Here is a 23,244-nt window from a genome sequence, read left to right as displayed (position 1 = left end):
TTACCGAGTAGTACCATCGGTTTCGTGGACAGTACCGCGAGCGCCCAGAACGGCTCAGTCGAGGACGCCTCGACCCCCAGCCGCATCCTGGTGGCGACGGCGGAAGTGCTTGCCCGTCAGGGACAAACCAAGCTCAGCCTGTCCGAGGTCGCGACGCAGGCCGGCGTCTCACGCCCGACTCTGTACCGCTGGTTCGCCTCCAAGGAGGCCCTGCTCGAGTCGTTCGGGCGGTACGAGCGCGACTTGTTCGTCGACGGCATGACAGCCGCCACCGAAGGGCTGCGGGGCAACGAAAAGCTCGATGCCGCACTGCGATTCATCGTGCAGTATCAGAAGACCTACTCCGGGGTGCGAGTCATCGACATCGAGCCCGAGGCCGTGCTGGCACAGCTGCCCAACGTCGTGCCGATCATGCGGAGCCGGTTGCAGAAGCTGCTCTCGGGACCGAACGCCGAATTGAAGGCCGCGACCGCCATCCGGATCGCGGTGTCGCACTACCTCGTCCCGAGCGACGACACCGAGCAGTTGCTGGCACAGCTGCGCCACGCCGTCGGCCTGCGCTAGCCCGGCTCAGCCCTCGGCCGCCAATTGCCCACAGGCAGCGGCGATTTCACGCCCTCGGGTATCCCGCACCGTGCATGACACGCCGGCCGCCTGCACCCGGCGCACGAATTCGCGCTCGACAGGTTTCGGGCTCGCGTCCCACTCGCTGCCCGGGGTGGGGTTCAACGGAATCAGGTTCACATGCACCAGCGGACCGAGCGCTCTGTGCAGCTTCTTGCCCAAAAGGTCGGCCCGCCAAGGCTGATCGTTGACATCGCGGATCAGCGCGTACTCCACCGACACCCGCCGACCGCTCACGTCGGCGTAATACCGTGCGGCGTCGAGGACTTCGGAAACCTTCCACCGGTTGTTCACCGGCACCAGGGTGTCGCGCAGTTCGTCGTCCGGGGTGTGCAGCGACAAGGCCAGCGTGACGCCCAGCTTCTCGTCGGCGAGCTTGCGGATCGCCGGGGCCAGGCCGACGGTCGAGACCGTCACCGACCGGGCGCCGATCCCGAAGCCGTCCGGCGGTGCCGCGGTGATCCGGCGCACAGCCGCCACCACGCGGTTGTAGTTGGCCAGCGGCTCCCCCATACCCATGAAGACGATGTTGGACAGCCGGCCACCGCCGACGGTGCCGGCAATTCCACCGAAGTGTTCGTTTCGTAATGCCGCCGACGCGGCACGCACCTGCTCCAGGATCTCGGCGGTCGAGAGATTCCGCTTCAGACCGCCTTGGCCGGTGGCACAGAACGGGCACGCCATGCCGCAACCCGCCTGCGACGAGATGCAGACCGTGTTGCGCTGCGGATAGCGCATCAGCACCGACTCGAACGTCGTACCGTCCACCGCACGCCACAGCGTCTTGCGGGTCTCCCCCGCATCGCACTGCACCTGACGGGCCGGGGTGATCAGTTCGGGGAACAGCGCATCAGCCACCTGTGTCCGCACCGCGGCGGGCAGATCCGTCATCTCCTGCGGATCGGCAATGAGGCGGCCGTAGTACTGGTTGGCCAGCTGCTTGGCCCGGAATTTGGGCAATCCGAGCTCGGCGACGGCTGAGACGCGGCCGTCGGCATCGAGGTCGGCCAGGTGGCGCGGCGGCATACCGCGCCGCGGCGCATCGAAAACCAGAGGAAGGGAAACGGCCATAACGGGCTCCAGTATCGCATCGACCAGACCCGACAGACGAAAATCATTGGACCTCAGGCCGGCGACCGCTCACCATGGCCCCATGCCGCCCCGTCCCGCGTCACTCCTGGCCTTCGTCTACGCGTTGGGTTATCCCATTGGCGCCCTTGCCGTTTCGGCCCTCACACCCATGGCGACACTGGTGTTCCGGTTCGGCCTGGCAGCGGCCATCCTGACCACATGGGCACTGGCCGCGCGTGTGAAATGGCCCACTGGCACCCGGCTGGTGCACGTCGTCATCAGTGGTCTGCTCACCCAGGCCGTGCAATTCATCTGCTTGTATCTGGCGCTGATGCACGGCGCCCCGGCGGTGTTGGGCGCCGTGGTCATCTCGATGAACCCCGTCGCCACCGCCCTGCTCGCTGCCGTGTTCCTGGGTGAACGACTGACGGTCATGCGCGTCGCCGCGCTGGTCCTGGGCGCGCTGGCGGTGCTCGCGGCGTGTGCCCAGCGACTACTCATGGTCGGCGGGGTCGACGCGGTGATCGTGCTGCTGGTCGTCTCGCTGCTGGCGCTGGCCTCGGGCGGCGTCTACCAGCAGCGGTTCTGCCGCGGCGTGGATTTCCGCGCCACCGCGGCGCTGCAGAACGCGGCGTCGTTGATCCCGGTGGCGATCCTGGCCGCCGTCATGCCCTGGACCGTGACCAACTTGCACACCGCCGTCTTGGCGGTCGGCGCCGTGGTGCTGCTCAACGCCACCCTGTGCATGACGCTGTACGTGCGGGCCATCGACCGCTACGGCGCCGCCGCGGTGGCCATGCTGTTCGCCGTGATCCCCGCGATTGCGGGCGTGTTGTCCTGGCTGCTGCTGGGCCAGCGGCCCGACCTCGGTGTGGTGGTCGGCCTCGTGCTCGGCGCCCTGGCCTGCTGGCTCAACTCGCGCGCTGTGGCGCGGACCGTCAGGCCAGCACCTCCAGCACCAGCCACGCCGCCACTGCAGACGGCAGAATCGAGTCGATCCGGTCCATCAGACCGCCGTGACCAGGCAGCAGAGTGCCCATGTCCTTGATCCCGAGGTCGCGCTTGACCTGCGATTCGACCAGGTCACCCAGGGTGCCGGTGATGACGAGCATGATGCCGAGCGGCACGCCGACCCACAGCGGCCGGTCGGCCAGGAAGTGCACCGACAGCACCGAGACGATGATGCTGAACAGCAGCGACCCACTGAAGCCCTCCCAGGACTTCTTCGGGCTGATCGCCGGCACCATCGGATGCTTGCCGAACAGCACGCCGGCCGTGTAGCCGCCGATGTCGGAGGCCACGACGCCCAGCATCATGCAGAACACCTGCATGGCGCCTTCGTGGTAGCCGCCCTGGTTGGGGTAGATCAGCAGCGCCGTGAAGGCGCCGAACAGCGGCACCCAGGCGGCCAGGAAGATCGTCACCGAGACGTCGCGCGTGTAGTGGACCGGTGCGGCTTTCAGACCGCCCGACAACAGCCGCCAGATCATGCACAACGCCACCGTCGCACCGAACGCACCGAGCGCACCGGCTTCCCGGTACGGCCAGGTCAGCCAGATCATCGCCTGGCCACCGATCAACAGCGGAATCACCGGGACGGCGTAGCCGCCCTCACGCAGCCGCCGCACCACTTCATGGGTGGCCAAGGCGACGGCGAGAGCCACCAGCGCCACCCACAGCTGCGGAGCCCACAACAACGTCGCGATGACGGTGCCGCCGAGGACAACGCCGACGGAGATGGCCGCGGGCAGGTTGCGGCCGGCGCGCGAGGTCTTCTTGGGCTCCCCGGGCGGGGCGGTGTCGGTGGTCACGAAAGTCACGGCTGGGAGGTGCTAGACCTCCAGCAGCTCGCCTTCCTTGTGCTTCACCAGGTCGTCGATCTGAGCGGTGTAGGTGGCGGTGGTCTTGTCCAGATCCTTCTCGGCGCGCGCGACCTCGTCCTCGCCGGCCTCGCCGTCCTTCTTGATCCGGGACAGCTCGTCCATCGCCTTACGACGGATGTTTCGCACCGAGACCTTGGCGTCCTCGCCCTTGCCCTTGGCCTGTTTGACGAGTTCCTTGCGGCGTTCCTCGGTCAGCTGCGGAATGGAGATGCGGATGACGCTGCCGTCGTTGCTCGGGTTGACACCGAGGTCCGAGTTCCGGATGGAGTCCTCGATGGCCTTCAGTTGGTTGGCCTCGTAGGGCTTGATGACCACCAGGCGCGCCTCGGGGACATTGATGCTCGCCAGCTGGGTGATGGGCGTCATCGAGCCGTAGTACTCGATGTTGATCCGGTTGAACATGCCTGGATTGGCCCGGCCGGTGCGGATCGACGCCAGGTCGTCACGTGCCACCGCGACGGCCTTGTCCATCTTCTCTTCGGCATCGAAGAGGGTTTCCTCGATCACTTGTTATCTCCCGTCGCTCCCGCTCGCCCGGCCATCCAGCTCGAGCTGGCGACCAACGTTCCGATCTTCTCACCCGCGACCGCCCGCGCGATGTTGCCTTCGGTCAGCAGATTGAAGACCAGCATCGGCATGCCATTGTCCATGCACAGGCTGAACGCGGTGGCATCTGCGACCTTCAGATCGCGTTCCAACACCTCACGATGGGTGATGGTGGTGATCATCTGGGCGTCGGGCACCTCACGCGGGTCCGCGGTGAACACACCGTCGACAGCCTTGGCCATCAGCACCACCTCGGCACCGATCTCCAGCGCGCGCTGTGCAGCGGTGGTGTCGGTGGAGAAGTAAGGCAGCCCCATGCCGGCGCCGAAGATGACGACGCGCCCCTTCTCCAGGTGCCGACGCGCCCGCAGTGGGATGTACGGTTCGGCGACCTGCCCCATGGTGATGGCGGTCTGCACGCGGGTATCGATGCCTTCCTTCTCCAGGAAGTCTTGCAGCGCAAGGCTGTTCATCACGGTGCCGAGCATGCCCATGTAGTCACTGCGGGTCCGCTCCATACCGCGCTGCTGCAGCTGCGCGCCGCGGAAGAAGTTGCCGCCGCCGATGACCACGGCAACCTGTACACCGCTGCGCACCACCTCGGCGATCTGCCGGGCGACGAGAGCCACGACGTCGGGGTCCAGACCCACCGCACCACCGCCGAACATCTCGCCACCGAGCTTGAGCAGTACTCGGGTATAGCCCGCCTGGATCACACCCTGGCCACCGTTGTCTGCCTCGTTGTCTGGGCTGGCCATCAGACTCCTTCGGTCCCCACACGTCACAGCTGCCCCGGCGATCGGCAGCGGCTCCATCCTGCCTCATGACGATCGGGCCGGAGGCAAGGAGGGTGGAACCCGATGGATGGACCCGGCCCCTCGGGCCGGCTATCCCAGGTGCGCCTGCAACAGCCAGGCGCGAACCGACTTGAGTCCGGTCGGCTCGTCCCTGACATCGACGTCGGCGAAACCGGCGCCGGGCGTTCCGGGTGCGCCGAAGCCCTCGGGCATGTTGCCGTGGATGCGGGCCGGTGAAATGTCGTCGATCACCCAGTACTTGCCGACCACGTCACGCAGCTCGTCTTCGGTCACCGGATTGGCCGGGCCGGCGGGCATACCGCCGCGGTCGAAGACGAGAACGATGTAGGTGGCGCCGGGAGCGGCGGCCCGCACGATCGAGCGCTGATAGCCGTCGCGGAGCTCGACCGGCATGGAATGGAACAGCGTGCTGTCGATGATGGTGCCGAAGCGACCGTCGTATCCGGTGAAGTCACTGATGTCGGCGACCTCGAAGCTGGCGCTGTGCGCGCCGCGGCGGGCAGCTTCGGCGCGGGCCAGTTCGATGGCGGTCGGCGACTGGTCCAGGCCCACCGTCGTGAAGCCATGCTCGGCCAGGTAGATCGCGGTGGCGGCTTCGCCACATCCAGCGTCGAGCACGTCGCCGTGCACCTTGCCGGCGTCGATCAGCGCAGCGATCTCGGGTTGCGGCACTCCGATGCTCCACGGCGGGCGGGCTCCCATCGCGGGGGCCGCACCACGGTATGCGGCTTCGAACATTTCATCAGTTGATCCGGTCATACGTCCGGTTTATCAACGGTATTGATATATGTCAATATAGTTGACATGTTCGACGACGTTGAGGACGCTCCCCTGGGCTACCTGCTGAACCGCATCGCCACCGCGCTGCGCAGCAACATCACAGCCGACGTTCTCGAACCAGTGGGCCTGACGTTCCCGCAGTTCGTGTGCCTGCGCATCGTCGACAACCGGCCCGGCATGTCCAACGCCGAGATGGCGCGCTTCATCGGGGTGTCACCGCAAGCCATGAACATCGTGGTGCGCGCGCTCCAGGATCGCGAACTCATCACGCGACCGTCGACCGTCGCGGCCGGACGGTCGCGGCCCACCGAACTGACCCGGGCCGGCCGCACCCTGCTGAGCAAGACCGTCGCCGGCATCCGCGCCGCGGACGACGCCCTGTTGGCGGGCCTGACGGACGGTGAGCGCCACCAGTTCCGCCGCACGCTGATCAGCCTGTTGCCGCCCGACTGATCACAGGATCGCCGCGGCGACGATCAGACCGACGGCCAGGTACGAGGCCGCGACATCGAGCACGACCGGGGTGAACTTCTGCTCTGCGAGCATGTCGCCGATGTCGAGGCCCTTGACGAAGCCGATCAGCCGAACCGAAAGCGCCTGCGCCGCAATGCCGACCAAGCCGAACGCCACTGTCTTGATGAGCCCGCCCGTCAGATCGCCGGACGAGCTGTAGATCGCCAGCACCACGATGAAGGCCATCGACACCACGCCCGAGGCCGCCACCGCCGCCGCGTTGGGGTGTCCGGTACGCACCAGATCACGGAGCGGTCCGGGCGTGGTCCAGTCGATCACGAAGAAGCCGAGGATCATCAGCGCGACGCCGACGATGGCGTACATCGCGATGGCCGTGGCGCCGTGCCCGACGACCGACCAATAGTCGGTACCCAGAGCGGTGATGGTCATGAAGTTCGTTCCTTCCGGTCACTGCGGGATGCGGTGGGGCACAAAGGCTGCGCCGTTGTCGGTAACCAGACCCGAGGTCTCCCGGATACCGAGTCCGGCTGATTCGTCGCCGACGATCCACGCACCGAGAGCGGGACGCATATCGTCGAATTGCGGTAGCGGGTCGAGCAATTGGTAGACGTACCCCTCCTCGCCGTAGACGCCGCCGGTCTGCGTCTCGAACCCGGCGCCGACGATCGTGACGTTCGCCCCCTCGCGCCCCAACTTGGGCTTTCGCACGTATTCGGTCAACTCGTGCGGGTCATCGACATAGGCCGGCAACAGGTTCGGGTGTCCCGGGTACATCTCCCACAGCACCGCCAGGATCGCCTTGTTGCTCAGCAGCGACTTCCACAGCGGCTCGACCCACATGGTTTCTGGCAGGGATTCGACTGCGTAGCGGCCGAATTCGTCGTCGAGCACCCATTCCCACGGGTAGAGCTTGAACAGCGTCGAGATGGGTGCCTCTTCCAGGTCGACGAACCGCAGCAGGTCCCGGTCCCAGCCCAGCTCCTCGATGGCCAGGCCGACGGTGTGCAGCCCGGCCTCGGCGGCGCACTCCTGCAGATAGGCCAGCGTCACGTTGTCCTCACCGCTGGAGTCGGCGGACGACCAGGTGAAGTGGGTTTCGTTGCCGGGCAACCGATCCCGGATTTCCTTCCACCGCTCCACCAGCTTCTCGTGCAGCGAGTTCCACTGGTCGTCGTTCGGAAAGACGTCGGTCTTCCAGTACCACTGCAGGATCGACGCCTCCAACAGCGACGTCGGGGTGTCGGCGTTGTACTCCAGCAGCACCGGGGGCCGACGGCCGTCGTAGCGCAGGTCGAAGCGGCCGTACAGGTGCGGATCGCTTCGCCGCCAAGACTTTTCGATATGCGGCCAGCTCCACTCCGGCAGTCCGAAGTCGCGGTAGCGCTCGGTCAGCACCACCTGCTCGACCGCGTCCAGACACATCGAGTGCAGCACCTCGACCGACGCCTCGATCGAGAGCACTTCGTCCATGTCGAACACGTAGTGCACCGACTCATCCCAATACGGGCGGGCATTGCCGCGCGCGTCGGTGGCGGGCGTGTCGAAACACATGCCCTGTTTGGCGATGATCTGCTGCCACCCCGGCCGCGGGGTGCTGCGTTCGCGCCGCATCAGCTACCCGAGCTTCCATGACTCGACGAGCCGAAGCCGCCGCGCGATATCGACGAGCCGCCTTTCGAAATGGACGTGCCGGATTTCGTTGTGGCCGTAGTGCCTTTCGGCAGGGTCAGGGTGCCACCGTGCGCGATGGTGCCGATACCGCTGTTGGAGCCGCCGTAGTAGTACCGGTAGGACGAGCCGGCATAGAAGAACGTGCTGCCGCCCGAACTGCGCCCGCTGTCGCAATAGCTGTCCGGGACTACCTCGTTGGTGCCGTCCTTGACGCAGCTGGCACTCATCTGGTCATCGTCGTGGAAGATCGCATAGCCGGCCGCGACGACCGCCACCACACCGACGCCGACCGCCGAACCGATCAGTACCTTCTTGCCGGTGGCCGCGCGCTTGCGGGCCTTCTCCTGCTTCAGCGCCTCGATCTTCTCCGCAGCCTCACGCGCCCGCTGCGCTTTGTCTCTGGCCCGCGCCTCGGCGACGCTCGGCTGGCGTGGCTGGGCCGTGGCCGGGTCCTGCCAGCGAACGGAGCCGTGGGGGGCCTCCGGCCCCGGACTCGGCTGAAATTCCAGATCGGGATTCAGCTGGGGTTCCGGCGTGAAGCTCGGCTCGGACCCCGGGGCCTGGTCAGGCCCCGCACCGTCAGCCGACGCTCGCCACGGCTGTCCCTGCGCCCCGTTCTCGGGCCCGACAGTCATGCACACCCCCAATTGGACGCAACCTGTGGGACAGCATAAGCGTGGCTGCCTCGCAAAGCTGCAGTTGACTCTGCGTCCGTGCCGCAAAGATCAGCGCGGTGGCCGGCGCCCTCAGCGCCGCGTCAACGTGCCGCGAGCGACGGCCAGCCGATCGCCTGCTCCAGCTCGAAGGCCAGTGCGAGCAGCGTGGCCTCCTGGCCTGCCGCAGCCCCGAACATCATGCCGACCGGCAGTCCCGCGGCGGACTGGGCCAGCGGCAGCGAAACAGCCGGTGCCCCACTGGCGTTCTGCAGCGGCGTGAAGCCGACCCAGTCGATCAGCCGCGACATCACCTGGTCGTAGTCGCCAGTCGGGTCCAGATGGCCGATGGGTGGCGTGACTTCACTGAGAGTGGGAGTGAGCACCACGTCGTAGTCCCGGGCCAAGCGCGCCGGGATACGGCGCGACGCGGCCAGGCGGGCGATGGCGCCCGGCACCCGATGCAGGTTGCGGGCGGCCATGCGCTCCAGACCCAGGGTCAGGTTGTCCAACCGGGTGCGGTCGAAGCTCGGGCCGAACGTGTGTTTCCCGCCCCGGACCAAGGCAAACGCCAGGAAGGCCCAGTAGAGCACGAAGTCGTCCCGGAACCGTTCCGGTGCCGGGTTGCCGATCTCGGTGACGCGGTGGCCGAGCTCTTCCAGCCGGGCGGCCGTCTTCATGGTCAGCTCTCGAATCTCGGGGCTGGCGTCACGGCCGATCGAGCTGGTGCACACCGCGATGCGCAGCCGGGTCCGCCCCGGCGCGGTGATGTCGCCGATCGCCGGCAGTTTCGGATTGCGGAAGACACGCTCGGCCTCCCGGTAGAACGCCGCGGTGTCCCGGACGCTGCGGGTGAGAACGCCGTTGGCGACGATCTGCAGCGGCATTCGGGTTTCCCGGTCCAGCGGCAGCCGCCCGCGCGTGGGCTTGAGGCCGACCAATCCGTTGCAGGATGCCGGGATTCGGATGGACCCGCCGCCGTCGTTGGCGTGCGCGATGGGCACCACGCCGGCCGCGACGAACGCGCCCGACCCGGACGATGACGCACCCGCGGTCACCGTGGTATCCCACGGGTTCCGTACCGGGCCGAGGCGGGGGTGTTCAGCCGACGCGCTGAATCCGAACTCGGACATCTGCGTCTTGCCGAGCGCCACCAGCCCCGTTGACAGGTACAGGCGTGCCCACTCCCCGTCGGCCGGCATCGGCCGGGGCGCCCAGGCGTCGGCGCCCTGCATGGTCGGCCAGCCCCGGACCGCGACGTTGTCCTTGATGAATGTCGGCACGCCGTCGAAGAATCCTCCGAACGGCCTTGGTGCGCTGGCCTTTTCGACTGCCTGCTCGAAGGCTGCATAGGCCATGCCGCCCAGCTCGGGCTGCGCCTTCTCGGTCCGGGCGATCGCCGCCCGCACCGCCTCGGCTGCTGACACCGCACCACTGCGGATCGCGTCGGCCACACCGACCGCGTCGAGATCACCGAGGGCGTCGTCACCGAATGTGCTGATGCGCGTCATGGCGCCACGGTACCAAGCGGTACCACGGTTGCCCAGGGTCCTCCCGCGGCTTACTCCGAGATTTCACGTTGTGAGTCCGGACACCGACTTACCCGCCATTGCCCCGCGCCGTGTAAACACATAGTTTCCCGCGCGTAACGTTCCATTTGGACTAGTGCCATATGGAAGTAACTGATGTTAGCTTTCGTCCGACCCGGCTGTTGCAGGTCGCGGACCGGTCCGGTCATCGGCGCCCGAATCTGACCTGCTTGCCTGATGCGTTGCATCACTGGCGATTACGACGGATTCGACAGGAACTGCTTCATGACAACCGAGCAATCCCTAGACGAAGTTCAGGGCAACCCGATGGCCGGGGCACACGCCGGCCCGTGGTCCCGCTTCGTCGCCTGGGCCGGCCAGGACACCATCGAGGACTTCTCACTTCGGTACGCGCCCAAGTCTTTTCGCAAATGGTCACCCATGGCGTGCGCCGTGGCGGCGTTGGGCGGCATCGCCTACCTCGCCGACTACTCCATCGGCGCCTCCATCGCCGTCACCCACGGCGCGGCCAGCGCAGTCGTGGCAATCCTGGTCGCCGCCGTCACCATCTTTCTCACCGGCATCCCGATCGCCTATTACGCCGCCAAATACAACATCGACATGGATCTGCTCACGCGCGGAGCGGGTTTCGGATACTTCGGATCGACTCTGACCAGCCTGATCTACGCCAGCTTCTGCTTCATCTTCTTCGCGCTCGAAGGCTCGATCATGGCGCAGGCGATGAAGTTGGCGTTCGGCATCCCGTTGGCGCTCGGCTACATCATCGGCTCACTGATCATCATCCCGCTGGTGCTCTACGGCATGACCGCCCTGGCCAAGTTCCAGGTCTGGACGCAGCCGTTGTGGCTGATCCTGTTCGTGGCCCCGATCGCCTTCATCGCGACCGCGGATCCCGCAGGCTTCCACGGATTTCTGAGCTGGGCGGGTGACGGCGGGAGCGAACGGGTTACCGCTATCGGAGTGGGCGCCGGGGCCGGCGTCGCGCTGTCCCTCATCGCCCAGATTGGTGAACAGGTCGACTATCTGCGCTTCATGCCAGAGAAGTCGGAAACACCGCCATTGCGGTGGTGGGGTGCGGTACTCGCCGCCGGACCGGGATGGGTCATCCTCGGTGCGGCCAAACAGATTTGCGGCGCCTTCCTGGCCTTCTACGTCGCGGGGAAGGTCGGTTTCACAGCCGCTACCGAACCCATCGAGCAGTTCCTCGGCGGCTTCGGCTCGGTCATCCACAACGACGTCGCCGCGCTTGCCCTCGCCACTCTGATGGTGCTGCTGTCGCAGGTGAAGATCAACGTCACCAACGCGTACTCGGGCTCGTTGTCCTGGTCGAACTTCTTCAGCCGCATCCTGCACGTGCACCCCGGCAGGGTGGTGTACCTCGGCCTGCACATCGCCATCGCGTTGGCACTGATGCTCAGCAACATGTTCGCCGTGCTCAACACCATCCTGGGTTTCTACTCCAATGTCGCGATCGCCTGGGTCGGTGCCATCGTCGCCGACCTGGTGATCAACAAGCCGCTGCTCAAACTCAGCCCGTCGTACGTCGAGTTCAAGCGCGCCTATCTCTACAGCATCAATCCGGTGGGCTTCGTCTCCATGCTGGTGGGTTCGGTGTTCTCGATCTTGGCCTTCTACCACGCCTTCGGTGACTTCCTGGCGGCCTGGTCGCCCTACCTCGCGCTGACATTGGCGTTCGTGCTGTCGCCGGTGATCTGCATCGCGACCAAGGGCAAGTACTACCTGGCGCGGCCTAATCCGCTTCGCGAGGAGATCGAGAAGGAGCCGCTGTGGGCCGGACAGACACTGCTGGACGTCGTCGACCAGAAGCGGTACGAGCTACCGGATATGGTGCACGACTGCCCTTTTCATCACGGCACCGTCTCCTCACTGACCTGCACGCTGACAAAGGACTGCCATGACATGTGCAAGAAAGACGGATACACCGACTCGGCGAGCGCGGACCAACTGAAGACAGCGACGGCACCGCAATCGAGCTGACGAACCGCCATGGCCCCGCCCGTACCGCCGGACGGGGCCATGGCAGTCGGTCATGACGTCAGCTCGACGATGACATCGAATTCAAGTTGATCGGCGCTGGCGAGGTACACGGGTTGACGCGTATGAGCACCATGCATGACGACCTCGCCGCGCGGCCCCTGGTAGGCGACGTTGGAGCGCGCCCGGTCGATCGCGGCGACCTCCAGACTGCCGGCCGTCTGCGCCAATGCCGTCAACAACAACAGTCCCTCGTAACAGGATTCACCGATGTTGTTGAGCGCAGGGGCCGCACCGCCGAACCGTTGCACGTAGTGCGAGCCGAATCCCATGTTCACCTCGGTGGGCAGGCTCTCGAAATAGCCGCACGCGGTGTACAAGCCGGTGGTCGCCCCACTTCCGCTGGCACACAACACATCCTCACCGATCATCAACGACAGTCGCACGACACCCTGGTCCAGACCGGCCCGGGCGAACGCCCGGTTGAACGCCGCGTTGTCCGCACCCACCATCAACACCAGCACCCCGTCGACCCGCGAGCTGCCGATGACATCGAGCATGGGCCCGAAATCGCGTCCGCCCAATGGGACGAAAGCCTCACCGACGAAGTCGATGCCGGACCGCCACATGTATTCCTTGGTCACCCGGGCGGTCTGCCGCGGCCAGATGTAGTCGTTGCCGACGATGCACCAGCGCTTCAGCCCGAGGTTCTCACGCAACCACGACAACGCCGGAAACAGTTGCTGCTCAGGCGTTTCCCCCACCATGTACACACCGTCGGTGCTCTCTCCGCCCTCATAGAACGTGGTGTACACGTAGGGCACGCGTCCGGCCGTCTGCGGGGTGATGACGCGCCGCGCATTCGACAGGTGCCACCCCACGACCGCGTCGATCCGCTGCTCGGTCACCAGGCGGCCCAGTTGGTCCGCCAGATCGCTCAACGGCGCCCCGGCGTCGACCGGATGAATCCGAACCGGGCGGTCCAGGATGCCACCGGCCGCGTTGATGTCCTCGGCAGCCAGCTCGGCGCTTGCCTCGCACGAAGGCCCGAACATCCCGGCCGGACCGCTCAACGGCACCACGAGGGCGATATCGACCACATCCCGGTCGGCGCGCACGGGGACCGTCGCAGGATTCGGATCCACCATCACCTCGCCTTGGGACACCGGGCCGGCTCCGCCACGCCAATCGCGACGACCACGACGTCCATCACCCGGGTGACCAGAATTCATTCTGAACATACCTGCCGATCACCACTGTTTCACGGCAAGCCGAAAGCTCTCACCACGGTAGGCTTGGCGGCACCATGGACATGAAGCCCGGCGCCCGTGCCGACACGATCGAGGAACTCGCTCGATTGGTGAAGTCGGTCGCCTTCGAACTCGACCGCGTCGTGACCGACCATCTGGCCGGTTTGACGGTGCGACAGTGGCACGTGCTCGCCACGCTCGAAGGCGGCGTCGGAAAGCCGATGACGGCGCTGGCCGAGGTGACCCTGCTGCCCGGTCCGAGCCTGACCCGACTCATCGATGGAATGGTCGACGACAATCTGGTGCTGCGCAAGGCCGATGTGGTCGATCGCCGACGGGTGCTGGTCTACCAGACCCGACGCGGCGGTGCACTCTACCGCCAGATTCGAGAGCGCCTGGGCAAGTCCGAACCGCTGGCCGCGCTGTGCTCGTCGACGTCCCTGCAGCCAGAAGCGCTGACCGAATTACTGAGCACGCTACAGCGTCCAGGCTCCCCGGCCGACTTTCTCGGCTGACCGCCGCGGCTGACCGCAGCACCCGCCGAACAGCCAGTCCCCCGACGAAATCGAGGGACTGGCTGTCTATTGCGGCATCAGAAGCTGGCGTGTGGCGCACCCATGCCAGGATCGATCTGGTACGGCCCGGAGGCCGACGGTGCCACCGGGAAGTCGAAGATGGCCGTCGGAATGTACACCGTCGCACAGGAATTCGGGATATCCACCACTCCGGAGAGCCGTCCTTCGATCGGGGCGGAACCGAGCAACAGATATGCCTGCTCCGGGCTGTACCCGAATTTCGTCAGGTAGTCGATGGCGTGCAGACATGCTCGCTGGTAGGCCAGGTCCGCGTCGAGGTACTTCTGCTCGCCGTCGAGGGTCACCGAGGTCCCGGAAAAGGCCAGCCATTCCGAGTACTGCGGGTCGGTGTTGCCCGGCATGAAGATCGCGTTCTCATGCACCCCGTAGGTGTCCATGCCGCCCTTGATCAGATCCACGTGCAGATCCATGAATCCGCCCATCTCGATCGCCCCACAGAACGTGATCTCACCGTCGCCCTGCGAGAAGTGCAGATCACCGAACGACAGATTCGCACCGGGAACGAACACCGGGTAGAACACCCGACTGCCCTTGGTGAGGTTCTTGATGTCCTGGTTGCCGCCGTTCTCGCGGGGCGGCGCGGTCCGGGCGGCCTCGGCGGCCGCCTTCGCGAAGGCGTCACCGCGCAACGAACCGAGGATCGCGTCCTGCGGCTCGGGCGGCAACGCCAGCGGCGGCACGCGGTCGGGATCGGTGGCGATCAACGCACCCTCTCGGGCATTCCACTTGGCCAGCAGCGCCGCCGACGGCGCGGTGCCCATCAGACCGGGATGCACGATGCCCGTGTATTTCACCCTGGGCACATGCCGTGAGGTCGCCTGCTGCCCGGAGAAGTCCCAGATGGCCTTGTAGGCGTCAGGGAACTGATCGGTGAGGAACCCGCCGCCGTTCTGCTTGGCGAAGATTCCGGTGTACCCCCAACCCTGCCCGGCCAGCGGCCCTGAGTCCTCCTGCGGAATGGGCCCGACATCGAGGATGTCGACGATCAGCAGGTCGCCCGGCTCGGCGCCTTCGATCGCGAATGGCCCGGACAGGCAGTGCACGCCCTTGAGCGGCGCATTGAGGATGTCCTCCGCCGAATCGTCGTTGTGGATGGCGCCGTCGAACCACTCCCGGCAATGCGCCCGGAAGCTGTCCCCCGGCTTGACGGTGACGGCCGGCGGGATATCTGGGTGCCATCGGTTGTGGCCGACCAGCTGTTGGTCGGTGAACTTCTTCGTCGAATCCAAGGGGAACAGCAATTCGGGCACATTGACCTCCGTAGCGACACACACACTTGCTTCCGAATGGAAGTATTCAATAATGAGGGTGTCTCGTCTGCGGATCGGGCAAGTTACATCCGGATGACGTTGCCGGAGAGGGCTTATGGTGTCGTGGTGCCTACCTACGTATTCCGGTGTGGTCGGGGTTGCCCGGATTTCACCCAACAGCATTCGATGGCGACCGCGCCCGACGACACCCCGTGTCCGAGCTGCAGCGGCCCGGCCAAGCGCCGAATAGGAGCGCCTGCCCTCGGTGCCGGCAATACGCCGGGCATGCGGGCACAAGATGCCACCCGCTCGACGGCAGACAGCCCGGACGTCGTCCGCAGCCTGCCGTCGAGCCGCCGCCGCGCACAGGTGACCGCGAATCCCTTGCACCGCAAGCTCCCCCGGCCCTAGCCGGAGAAAGCAAAACCCCGCGCACTCCGGGATCGCCGGATTGTGCGCGGGGTTTTGTCAGTGAGCGGCGACGGCGAGCCGTCAAACAGTTGTGGTGTGCCGCCCAGGTTTTTTACTGCTGGCCGACCTCGAACCGCACGAAGCGGGTCACGGTGACGCCGGCCTCGTCCAGCAGGGCCTTCACGGACTTCTTGTTGTCGGACACCGACGGCTGGTCGAGCAGCACGACGTCCTTGTAGAAGCCGGTGACGCGGCCTTCGACGATCTTCGGCAGCGCGGCCTCGGGCTTGCCCTCTTCCTTGGCGGTCTCCTCGGCGATGCGACGCTCGTTGGCGACCAGGTCGGCGGGCACGTCCTCACGGGTGAGGTACTTGGCCTTCAGCGCGGCGATCTGCAGCGCGACCGCGTGAGCGGCCTCTTCCGAAGCGCCGTTGTACTCGACCAGCACACCCACGGCCGGCGGCAGGTCCGCGGCGCGCTTGTGCAGGTAGGTCTCGACGGTGCCGTCGAAGTAGGCGACCCGGCGCAGTTCGAGCTTCTCGCCGATCTTGGCGGACAGGTCCGCGACCAGCTGCTCGACGGTGGTGCCGTCGACCGTGGCGGCCTTGAGGGTCTCCACGTCGTTGGCCTTGGCCGCGACGGCAGCGGTGAGGATCTGATCCGCGAGAGCCTGGAATTCGGCGTTCTTGGCGACGAAGTCGGTCTCGGAGTTCAGCTCGATCAGGGCGCCGTCCTTGGCGGCGACCAGGCCCTCGGCGGTGGCGCGCTCAGCGCGCTTGCCGACATCCTTGGCACCCTTGATGCGCAGGACCTCGACGGCCTTGTCGAAGTCACCCTCGGTCTCAACCAGTGCGTTCTTGCAGTCGAGCATGCCGGAGCCGGTGAGCTCCCGCAGTCGCTTTACGTCAGCAGCGGTGTAGTTAGCCATCTCAGCTTTCTGTGGTGGTGGTTTCGGTGGCGGCCCCCGGAGAATCCGCCGGAGACGTCACAGCCTCGGTTCCTGCCGTGGCGCCCGCGAGCAGTTCCTGCTCCCACTCGGCGAGCGGCTCGGCGCCTTCGGCCTCGGTCTTGGCGCCCGAGCGGGCCTGCAGACCCTCGGCAACCGCGGAAGCGATGACCTTGGTCAGCAGCGCGGCGCTGCGGATCGCGTCGTCGTTACCCGGGATCGGGTAGTTGACCTGGTCGGGGTCGCAGTTGGTGTCCAGGATCGCGAGGACCGGGATGCCGAGCTTGATGGCCTCACTGACGGCCAGGTGCTCCTTGTTGGTGTCGACGACCCAGATGGCCGACGGAACCTTCTGCATGTCGCGGATACCGCCGAGGCTGCGCTCGAGCTTGTTCTTCTCACGCGTGAGCATGAGGATTTCCTTCTTGGTACGACCCTCGAAGCCACCGGTCTGCTCCATCGACTCGAGTTCCTTCAGGCGCTGCAGGCGCTTGTGGACGGTCGAGAAGTTGGTGAGCATGCCGCCCAGCCAGCGCTGGTTCACATAGGGCATGCCGACGCGGGTGGCCTCGTCAGCGATGGATTCCTGCGCCTGCTTCTTGGTGCCGACGAACAGGACGGTCCCACCGTGGGCGACGGTCTCCTTGACGAACTCGTACGCCTTGTCGATGTAGGTCAGCGTCTGCTGCAGGTCGATGATGTAGATGCCGTTGCGGTCGGTGAAGATGAACCGCTTCATCTTGGGGTTCCAGCGACGGGTCTGGTGCCCGAAGTGCGCGCCGCTATCCAGCAGCTGCCGCATGGTCACTACGGCCATGTTTGTGCCTCACTTGTTTTCGGTTGTCGTCCGATATCGGGTGATACCGGACCCTGGCGTCTGCTGCGTGCCGGACCCAACTCGGTTGTCCGAGATGGGACCGCCCGGCATGCGATCGCGACCCGAGATCGAGCCGCTGTGCAGGCGCGCGAAGTCAACCCACGAATGCGGATTGCAGGTGGAAGTTTACACGCTGCCCAGGGGTGCTTTTGTCCACAGCGCGCCGGTTATCCACAGATCGGGGTTCGCGGGGTACCGAAGCAGCCGACGGAGCGCTGAACTGGGGTGATGCGGATTGGTCTGCTCGTGGCGCTCATCACCGCCTGCTCGACCGGCGTGGCGCACGCCGCCGACGGCCGGCTGGACTGGCCGCTGCGGCCGCGCCCGGCCGTCGTGCGCACCTTCGACGCGCCGCAACCGAACTGGCAGCGCGGGCATCGCGGCGTCGACCTCGCGGGTGCTGTCGGCCAGACCGTGTACGCGGCGGCCCCGGGCACCGTGGTGTTCGCCGCGGAACTCGCAGGCCGGCCGGTGGTATCGGTGGCGCATCCGGGTGGGCTACGGACCAGCTACGAGCCTGTCCGTGCGGCGGTGCGACCGGGCGCCGTCGTCGCTGCGGGTTCGCCGCTCGGCACGCTGGTGGCCGGCCACGCTGGGTGCGCCGGCTGCCTGCATTGGGGCACGATGTGGGGTGCGTCGGCCAAAGCCGACTACGTCGATCCCCTGGGCCTGCTCGCCGCCACCCCGATCCGGCTGAAGCCGCTCCGTCAATAACCGCGAGCGTGCGTGTTCGCGCGCGACACGCCGCCAGGAGCGGACACAATGCGCACATTCGACAGCCGCCAACGCGACGAAGCTGCGCGGACGACACGGCATGTCGTGCGCAAACACGCACGCTCGGCGAAATTGAGTCAGGCGCGGGGATGGGCCTGGTCGTGCACGGCGCGCAGCCGCGCCACTGTCACATGGGTGTAGAGCTGAGTGGTCGCGAGCGACGAATGTCCCAGCAGCTCCTGCACGACGCGCAGATCCGCGCCGCCCTCCAACAGATGAGTCGCCGCACTGTGCCGCAGCCCGTGCGGCCCGATGTCGGGGGCCCCGTCGACGGCGGAGATGGTCTGGTGCACGACGGTCCGCGCCTGCCGGGGATCGAGACGTCGTCCACGCGCGCCGAGCAGCAGCGCCGGACCCGACGTGGCGACCGCCACCGCGGGGCGGCCGTCCGACAGCCAAGTCCTCAGCGCCTTGAACGCCGGCTCACCGAACGGCACGGTGCGCTGCTTGTCGCCTTTACCCAGTACCCGCAGCACGCGGCGGCTCTGGTCGACGTCGTCGATGTCCAGCCCGCACAGCTCACTGACGCGTATACCGGTGGCGTACAGCATCTCGACGATCAGCCGGTCCCGCAGGGCCATCGGATCTCCCTGCTCCGCACCCGAATTCGCCGCGGACATCGCGTCGGCGGCCTGGTCCTGGCGGAGCACGGAGGGCAGGGCCCGACGGGCCTTCGGGGTCTGCAGCCGAACCGCTGGGTCGGTCTCGAGCAGACCCCGTCGCACCGCCCATGCGGTGAAGGTCTTCACTGCCGACGTCCGGCGGGACAGCGTCGTCCGGGCTGCGCCGTTGGCAGCCTGTTCGGCGAGCCAGGACCGCAGTGTCGGCAGGGTCAGGTCCGCGATGGCCGTGTCGTCGCCGAGGAATTCCCCCAGCGACCGCAGGTCGCCCCGGTAGGCGCGGCGGGTGTGCTCGGAGCGGCCGCATTCGAGTTCGAGGTACTGATCGAACTCGTCGAGGACTGCCTGGTGCACTCCCCTACGTTGGCAGAGCCACCGCCGATCCGCCCGGCGCGCCACCCGTCGGTGGCCGAGCTGTGACCTCAGACGTCGACGCGGCGCAGGACGTCCGGCGTCAGCTCGGCCACCGAGCGGTAGCCGTCGACGGCCATGATCAGGTCGGTCTCGGCCAGCAGGGACCGCAGCACATGAACGACGCCGGGGGTCCCGGCCAGTGCCATGCCGTAGGCGTATGGCCGGCCGATGCCGACGGCGGTCGCGCCCAGGGCCAGCGCCTTGACCACGTCGGCGCCGGTGCGGACGCCGGAGTCGAACAGCACTGGCAGACCGTCGGCCGCCGCGACGACGCCGGGCAGGCAGTCGATGGCCGGGATCCCGCCGTTGGCCTGCCGGCCGCCGTGGTTGGAGCAATAGATGCCGTCGAAGCCGGCATCCCGGACACGTCGCGCGTCGTCGGGGTGACAGATGCCCTTGACCAACAGCGGCAGCGTCGTCAGCGACCGCAGCCATGGCAGGTCGTCCCACGTCAGCGGGTTACCGAAGTCCTGTACCCACTGCATCACCACGCCCTGCGGGTTCTGCTCGGGTGGCGCGGGCAGCTTGGCCCGGAACACCGGGTCGCTGGTGTAGTTGGACAGGCAGTGGCCACGCAGCTGCGGGAAGTTGGCCGTCGACAGGTCGCGAGGGCGCCAGCCGGGTACCCAGGTGTCGAGGGTGACGACGATGCCCTGGTACCCAGCGGCTTCGGCTCGACTGACCAGGCTGGCCGCCAGCTCCCGGTCTTTCGGGGTGTACAGCTGGAAAAAGCCTGGGGTGTCGCCGAATTCGGCCGCGACGTCCTCCAGCGGATCACTGGTGAGCGTCGAGACCATCATCGGTACGCCAGTCTGGGCCGCGGCGCGAGCGGCATGCAGGTCACCGTGGCCGTCTCGCGAGCAGATACCCATGACCCCGATGGGTGCCAGGAACAGCGGGGACGGCAGCGTGAGGCCGAACAGGTCGACGGTCAGGTCGCGCTCGGTTGCCCCGACCAGCATCCGGGGCATGAGGCCCCAGCGATCGAAGGCGCTGACGTTCACGCGCTGCGTCCGCTCATCGCCGGCGCCGCCCGCGACGTACGACCAGATCGACGGCGGCATCGCGGCCTGGGCGCGCTCCTCGAGTTCCGCGAACGACATCGGCAGCGTCGGGACGACACCGCCCAGCCCCTGCAGATAGATCTCGAGTTGGTAATCACCGAACGCCATCAGGCCTGCCCTTCTGTTGCAACTTCCGCTGAGGATCGCACACTTGCGGCGGCCTGCGTTTCGACTTCCGGCCTATGCCTGCGCTTCGGTCTTGGCCAGTTCGGCCTTCCACTGCCGGAAGGTCTCCTCGGTGCGCCCGCGGCGCCAGTAACCGGAGATGGACGCCCATTCGGCGCCGACGCCACGCTCCTTGCGCAGGTACGGACGAAGGTTGTGCATGACGGTCTGGGCCTCGCCGTGGACGAAGACCTGGACCTGGCCGGGCCACCAGTCGGCCGCCCGGACCGCCGCGATGAGCGGCGCGTTGTCGCCTGCGTGGTCGTCGGGCACCAGATCGGCGCGGCCGCCGCGGTGGATCCACTGGACCTTCACGCCCGCGGGCGCGGTCAGGTCCAGCTCGTCGTCGGGTCCTTCGACCTCGATGAAGGCCTGGCCGATCGCGTCCTGCGGCAACGCTTCCAGCGCGGTGCTCAACGCCGGCAGCCCCGCTTCGTCACCGGCCAGCAGGTGCCAATCGGCGTCAGGGTTCGGGCTGTAGGCCCCGTTGGGCCCCATGAGATACGCGGGGTCACCGGGAACCAGCGACGCCGCCCACGGCCCGGCCACGCCGGTGTCGCCGTGCACCACGAAGTCGACGGTGAGTTCGCGCTGCTCCACATCGACGCGCCGCACCGTATAGGTCCGCACCGTCGGCCGCTGGTCGGCCGGCAGCTCCTCGAAGCTGTCCAGGGTCAGCGGCTGCGCGAGGCCGGTCGCCTCGACGCCCGCCGGCACGATGACGAATTTGACGTAGGAATCGGTGAATTCCTTGGGACTGAAGGTGTCGAACCCGTTGCCGCCGAACACAACACGAATCATGTGCGGGGTCAGGCGCTGGGTGCGTAGGACTTCGAAGGTATGTATCGGACGGCCTGCCACGCCTCGACTATACGAGCGGGCCGCCCGCCATGGTGGGCTACCGGGCCAGCACCGCCGCGGTGTACTTGGGCTTCCAGTCCGACGTGAGCAGCGCACCAAAGTTGGATTCGAGGTCGTCACGCTTGGCGGTGTCGGTGTCGCGCACGGCGAAGATGAACGCCGGCCCGCTCCAGCCGGCCCCCGCCACGCCCGACAACACCTGCAGAATCTGCCGCGCCTGTTCGTCCTGGCTGACGCCTCGGGCCTGTGCCGCACAGGTTGACGCGCCCAGTTCGGTCATCCACACCTTCTTGTCCCCGTCGCCGTTGACCGTCATCAGGTCGTGCACGCGCACCAGATCAGACCAGCCGTTGTCGCCGTCTTCGGCGATGCCACCCGGGAACACGTAAGGATGCATCGCGATGGCATCGAAGAACTTCCGCGCGCCGGCCGCGTACATGTCGGCGAGGAATTTCGTCGGCGCGTCCGGGCCGGTGGCGCGGCTCAGCCCGGCGGCGATGACGGTGGCGTCGGGCTGAATGGCCTTGATCGCCGGGTACGCCGCCTTGAGCAGGTCGGTATAGACCGCAGCGCGGTTGTCGGTGAATCCGAAGAACAGCGGCAAATTCGGCTCGTTCCAGATCTCCCAGTCCGCCACCTTGTCGCGGTAACGCTGGACGACGGCGGTGACGAAGTCGGCGTACTCCGCCGGATTCATCGGGGGCGCACTGAAATACGAGCCCGGCGCCCGAGCCCAGGTGGGGCTGTACGCGATCAGTCCGAGTACCTTCAGACCGCGCTTCGTGGAGCCGTTCACCCAGTGGTCGACGTAGTGCCAATTATATTGGCCTTTAACGGGTTCCACGATGTGCCAGTCGATCAGCACCCGCATCCACTGCGCCCGGGTTCGAGCCACCGCATCGAGTTCGCGGTCGGCGTCGGCGTCGCTCATCCAGGACTGGGGCGCACCGACACTGAACCCGTAACCGCCGTCGGGAACCACCGGCATCGCGACGGGCGAGGGGCGCACCCACAAACAGTTGCCGGCCACCAGCGCGCCGACCAGCCCGACGACGACCGCAAGTCGACGGAATGGGCTGGTCCTAGGGCTGGCCATGACAGCGAACGTACCTGAGGTGATCGATACCGCCGGCCGGACTGAAATCGGGCGAATCAAACCCCGCCTCGCCGATGAGGCCGCGGCGAGCCTGTCGAGCGAGTGTCATTGCCGCTGTTTGTTTCTGGCCGGCCCGCAGCGGGGTACCCGAATCACGCATGGATACCGACGGCCGGCCGGCTCACGCGACCGGGGCTACGCCATCAAGACCGGGAAGTGGCCGCTGACATATCCGACGCGCCTCCTCGGCAGACAGTCCGAACAGTCGTAATACGTCTTCAGTGACCCGATCTGCGGCCGCCGCGTCGTCACGTTCGGGTTCTTGCTGCAGGAGCTTGCCGAGCCCAAGGAGCGCCCCGCCAGCGACGGCCAAGGCCAGTTTGGGATCGTCGACGGTGAATCGGCCGGCGGCGACGGCGGCCGTGATGTCCCGTAACGCGCGTGGACCCAGGCCGCGGTCCGACCCCATGAGACTGAGGCCATTGACGAGCAGGATCCGGCTCTCCTGCGGGCGGCGCCGAAACAGTCGACCGGTAAGCCGGAAACTGCAGGCAAACGCTTCGGCCGGGTCGTCGATGGACGCGGTGAGGCGATCGAGCAAGGCACCGTGGTTGTCGAGCACATCGGCCACCGCCGCTTCGAACAGCTCTTCCTTGCTGTCGAAGTGGTTGTAGAACGAACCCATGCCGACATCTGCCGCCTGCGTGATTTCCAGGACCGGCACGTTGAGCTTGCCCTCGGCGATCAGCGCCTGCGCCGCCTGAATGAGCGCTGCGCGGGTGCGCTGTTTCCGCCGTTCGAGGCGGTTGGCCGGCTCGTCCTGCAATGCACTCACGCGTCCAGAGTAGCAGCATC

At 66.8% G+C, this 23,244-nt stretch carries 25 protein-coding genes; 7 read left to right on the top strand and 18 right to left on the bottom strand.

Translation table 11 applies throughout. The features are described 5' to 3' along the window. Window positions 1-24: 24 nt before the first annotated feature. On the top strand, window positions 25-564 hold the full coding sequence (locus G6N59_RS27280) for a TetR/AcrR family transcriptional regulator (RefSeq protein WP_138230017.1): 540 nt from the start codon (window positions 25-27) through the stop codon (window positions 562-564). A gap of 6 nt (window positions 565-570) precedes the next feature. On the opposite strand, the gene rlmN is transcribed toward G6N59_RS27280, so the two are convergent. Next, on the bottom strand, window positions 571-1,695 hold the full coding sequence (gene rlmN, locus G6N59_RS27275) for a dual-specificity RNA methyltransferase RlmN (RefSeq protein WP_138230016.1): 1,125 nt from the start codon (window positions 1,693-1,695) through the stop codon (window positions 571-573). An 82-nt stretch (window positions 1,696-1,777) separates the two neighbouring features. Here rlmN and G6N59_RS27270 point away from each other — a divergent pair, with 82 nt between their 5' ends. Then, a complete protein-coding gene (locus tag G6N59_RS27270; RefSeq protein WP_138230015.1) occupies window positions 1,778-2,743 on the top strand; it encodes a DMT family transporter in 966 nt (321 codons plus the stop codon). Here G6N59_RS27270 and G6N59_RS27265 read toward each other — a convergent pair. The 4 genes from G6N59_RS27265 to G6N59_RS27250 form a co-directional block, all read right to left on the bottom strand. Then, the gene (locus tag G6N59_RS27265) at window positions 2,634-3,506 is read right to left on the bottom strand and encodes a phosphatidate cytidylyltransferase (protein WP_179970243.1); all 873 of its coding nucleotides are present in this window, start codon (window positions 3,504-3,506) and stop codon (window positions 2,634-2,636) included. The two genes, G6N59_RS27270 and G6N59_RS27265, sit on opposite strands and share 110 nt — an antisense overlap. A gap of 21 nt (window positions 3,507-3,527) precedes the next feature. Next, on the bottom strand, window positions 3,528-4,085 hold the full coding sequence (gene frr, locus G6N59_RS27260) for a ribosome recycling factor (protein ID WP_138230013.1): 558 nt from the start codon (window positions 4,083-4,085) through the stop codon (window positions 3,528-3,530). Continuing rightward, entirely contained in the window at window positions 4,082-4,882 is an 801-nt protein-coding gene (gene pyrH, locus G6N59_RS27255) for a UMP kinase (protein ID WP_138230012.1), read from the bottom strand. The genes frr and pyrH overlap by 4 nt, the downstream gene beginning before the upstream one ends. A 129-nt stretch (window positions 4,883-5,011) precedes the next feature. Beyond that, window positions 5,012-5,701: a class I SAM-dependent methyltransferase gene (locus tag G6N59_RS27250; RefSeq protein ID WP_138230011.1), complete on the bottom strand. Its 690-nt coding sequence runs from the start codon at window positions 5,699-5,701 to the stop codon at window positions 5,012-5,014. 45 nt (window positions 5,702-5,746) lie between these two features. On the opposite strand from G6N59_RS27250, the gene G6N59_RS27245 reads away from it, so the two are divergent. Continuing rightward, window positions 5,747-6,175 (top strand): MarR family winged helix-turn-helix transcriptional regulator, encoded by a 429-nt coding sequence (locus G6N59_RS27245; protein WP_138230010.1) that lies wholly within the window; start codon window positions 5,747-5,749, stop codon window positions 6,173-6,175. Here the strand turns inward: G6N59_RS27245 and G6N59_RS27240 are convergent, their stop codons facing one another. The 4 genes from G6N59_RS27240 to G6N59_RS27225 all read right to left on the bottom strand — a co-directional run bounded on the left by G6N59_RS27240 (window position 6,176) and on the right by G6N59_RS27225 (window position 10,031). Further along, the gene (locus G6N59_RS27240) at window positions 6,176-6,625 is read right to left on the bottom strand and encodes a DUF350 domain-containing protein (protein WP_138230009.1); all 450 of its coding nucleotides are present in this window, start codon (window positions 6,623-6,625) and stop codon (window positions 6,176-6,178) included. 18 nt (window positions 6,626-6,643) lie between these two features. Next, the gene (locus tag G6N59_RS27235) at window positions 6,644-7,807 is read right to left on the bottom strand and encodes a glutathionylspermidine synthase family protein (protein ID WP_138230008.1); all 1,164 of its coding nucleotides are present in this window, start codon (window positions 7,805-7,807) and stop codon (window positions 6,644-6,646) included. Then, a complete protein-coding gene (locus tag G6N59_RS27230) occupies window positions 7,807-8,388 on the bottom strand; it encodes a hypothetical protein (RefSeq protein ID WP_407665914.1) in 582 nt (193 codons plus the stop codon). The genes G6N59_RS27235 and G6N59_RS27230 overlap by 1 nt, the downstream gene beginning before the upstream one ends. Before the next feature lie 236 nt (window positions 8,389-8,624). Next, on the bottom strand, window positions 8,625-10,031 hold the full coding sequence (locus G6N59_RS27225) for an amidase (protein WP_138230007.1): 1,407 nt from the start codon (window positions 10,029-10,031) through the stop codon (window positions 8,625-8,627). Window positions 10,032-10,334: 303 nt separating this feature from the next. Here G6N59_RS27225 and G6N59_RS27220 point away from each other — a divergent pair, with 303 nt between their 5' ends. Next, on the top strand, window positions 10,335-12,068 hold the full coding sequence (locus G6N59_RS27220) for a purine-cytosine permease family protein (RefSeq protein WP_138230006.1): 1,734 nt from the start codon (window positions 10,335-10,337) through the stop codon (window positions 12,066-12,068). Window positions 12,069-12,118: 50 nt separating this feature from the next. On the opposite strand, the gene G6N59_RS27215 is transcribed toward G6N59_RS27220, so the two are convergent. Beyond that, on the bottom strand, window positions 12,119-13,213 hold the full coding sequence (locus G6N59_RS27215) for a substrate-binding domain-containing protein (RefSeq protein WP_170212380.1): 1,095 nt from the start codon (window positions 13,211-13,213) through the stop codon (window positions 12,119-12,121). A 158-nt stretch (window positions 13,214-13,371) separates the two neighbouring features. Here G6N59_RS27215 and G6N59_RS27210 point away from each other — a divergent pair, with 158 nt between their 5' ends. Beyond that, complete coding sequence (locus tag G6N59_RS27210; RefSeq protein WP_234884175.1) at window positions 13,372-13,830, top strand: MarR family winged helix-turn-helix transcriptional regulator; 459 nt, start codon at window positions 13,372-13,374, stop codon at window positions 13,828-13,830. Between the two features lie 77 nt (window positions 13,831-13,907). Here G6N59_RS27210 and fmdA read toward each other — a convergent pair whose 3' ends face one another. Then, window positions 13,908-15,161 (bottom strand): formamidase, encoded by a 1,254-nt coding sequence (fmdA, locus tag G6N59_RS27205; protein WP_138230005.1) that lies wholly within the window; start codon window positions 15,159-15,161, stop codon window positions 13,908-13,910. A 126-nt stretch (window positions 15,162-15,287) separates the two neighbouring features. Here fmdA and G6N59_RS27200 point away from each other — a divergent pair, with 126 nt between their 5' ends. Then, complete coding sequence (locus G6N59_RS27200) at window positions 15,288-15,572, top strand: FmdB family zinc ribbon protein (RefSeq protein ID WP_234884174.1); 285 nt, start codon at window positions 15,288-15,290, stop codon at window positions 15,570-15,572. 112 nt (window positions 15,573-15,684) lie between these two features. On the opposite strand, the gene tsf is transcribed toward G6N59_RS27200, so the two are convergent. Together tsf and rpsB are read right to left on the bottom strand one after the other, a co-directional pair. Beyond that, window positions 15,685-16,500, bottom strand: a complete 816-nt coding sequence (gene tsf, locus G6N59_RS27195) for a translation elongation factor Ts (protein WP_138230004.1) — start codon at window positions 16,498-16,500, stop codon at window positions 15,685-15,687. Window position 16,501: 1 nt separating this feature from the next. After that, complete coding sequence (gene rpsB, locus G6N59_RS27190; protein WP_138230003.1) at window positions 16,502-17,335, bottom strand: 30S ribosomal protein S2; 834 nt, start codon at window positions 17,333-17,335, stop codon at window positions 16,502-16,504. A 288-nt stretch (window positions 17,336-17,623) separates the two neighbouring features. Between rpsB and G6N59_RS27185 the strand changes: the two genes are divergently transcribed. Next, window positions 17,624-18,109 (top strand): M23 family metallopeptidase, encoded by a 486-nt coding sequence (locus G6N59_RS27185; RefSeq protein WP_138230002.1) that lies wholly within the window; start codon window positions 17,624-17,626, stop codon window positions 18,107-18,109. A gap of 137 nt (window positions 18,110-18,246) precedes the next feature. Here the strand turns inward: G6N59_RS27185 and G6N59_RS27180 are convergent, their stop codons facing one another. The 5 genes from G6N59_RS27180 to G6N59_RS27160 form a co-directional block, all read right to left on the bottom strand. Next, complete coding sequence (locus tag G6N59_RS27180) at window positions 18,247-19,143, bottom strand: tyrosine recombinase XerC (protein WP_138230001.1); 897 nt, start codon at window positions 19,141-19,143, stop codon at window positions 18,247-18,249. 68 nt (window positions 19,144-19,211) lie between these two features. Further along, entirely contained in the window at window positions 19,212-20,375 is a 1,164-nt protein-coding gene (locus tag G6N59_RS27175; RefSeq protein WP_138230000.1) for a lactate 2-monooxygenase, read from the bottom strand. A 72-nt stretch (window positions 20,376-20,447) separates the two neighbouring features. Continuing rightward, entirely contained in the window at window positions 20,448-21,293 is an 846-nt protein-coding gene (locus G6N59_RS27170; RefSeq protein ID WP_138229999.1) for a siderophore-interacting protein, read from the bottom strand. A 37-nt stretch (window positions 21,294-21,330) separates the two neighbouring features. Beyond that, entirely contained in the window at window positions 21,331-22,389 is a 1,059-nt protein-coding gene (locus tag G6N59_RS27165; RefSeq protein ID WP_138229998.1) for a glycoside hydrolase 5 family protein, read from the bottom strand. A 181-nt stretch (window positions 22,390-22,570) separates the two neighbouring features. Further along, a complete protein-coding gene (locus tag G6N59_RS27160; protein ID WP_138229997.1) occupies window positions 22,571-23,224 on the bottom strand; it encodes a TetR/AcrR family transcriptional regulator in 654 nt (217 codons plus the stop codon). Window positions 23,225-23,244 lie beyond the last annotated feature (20 nt).

Origin of the sequence: Mycolicibacterium aubagnense (genome assembly GCF_010730955.1) — a bacterium.
In the GTDB taxonomy this organism is placed as follows: domain Bacteria; phylum Actinomycetota; class Actinomycetes; order Mycobacteriales; family Mycobacteriaceae; genus Mycobacterium; species Mycobacterium aubagnense.
Note: the sequence above shows the minus strand (reverse complement) of the source record. Positions and strands in the feature narration are given on the sequence as shown.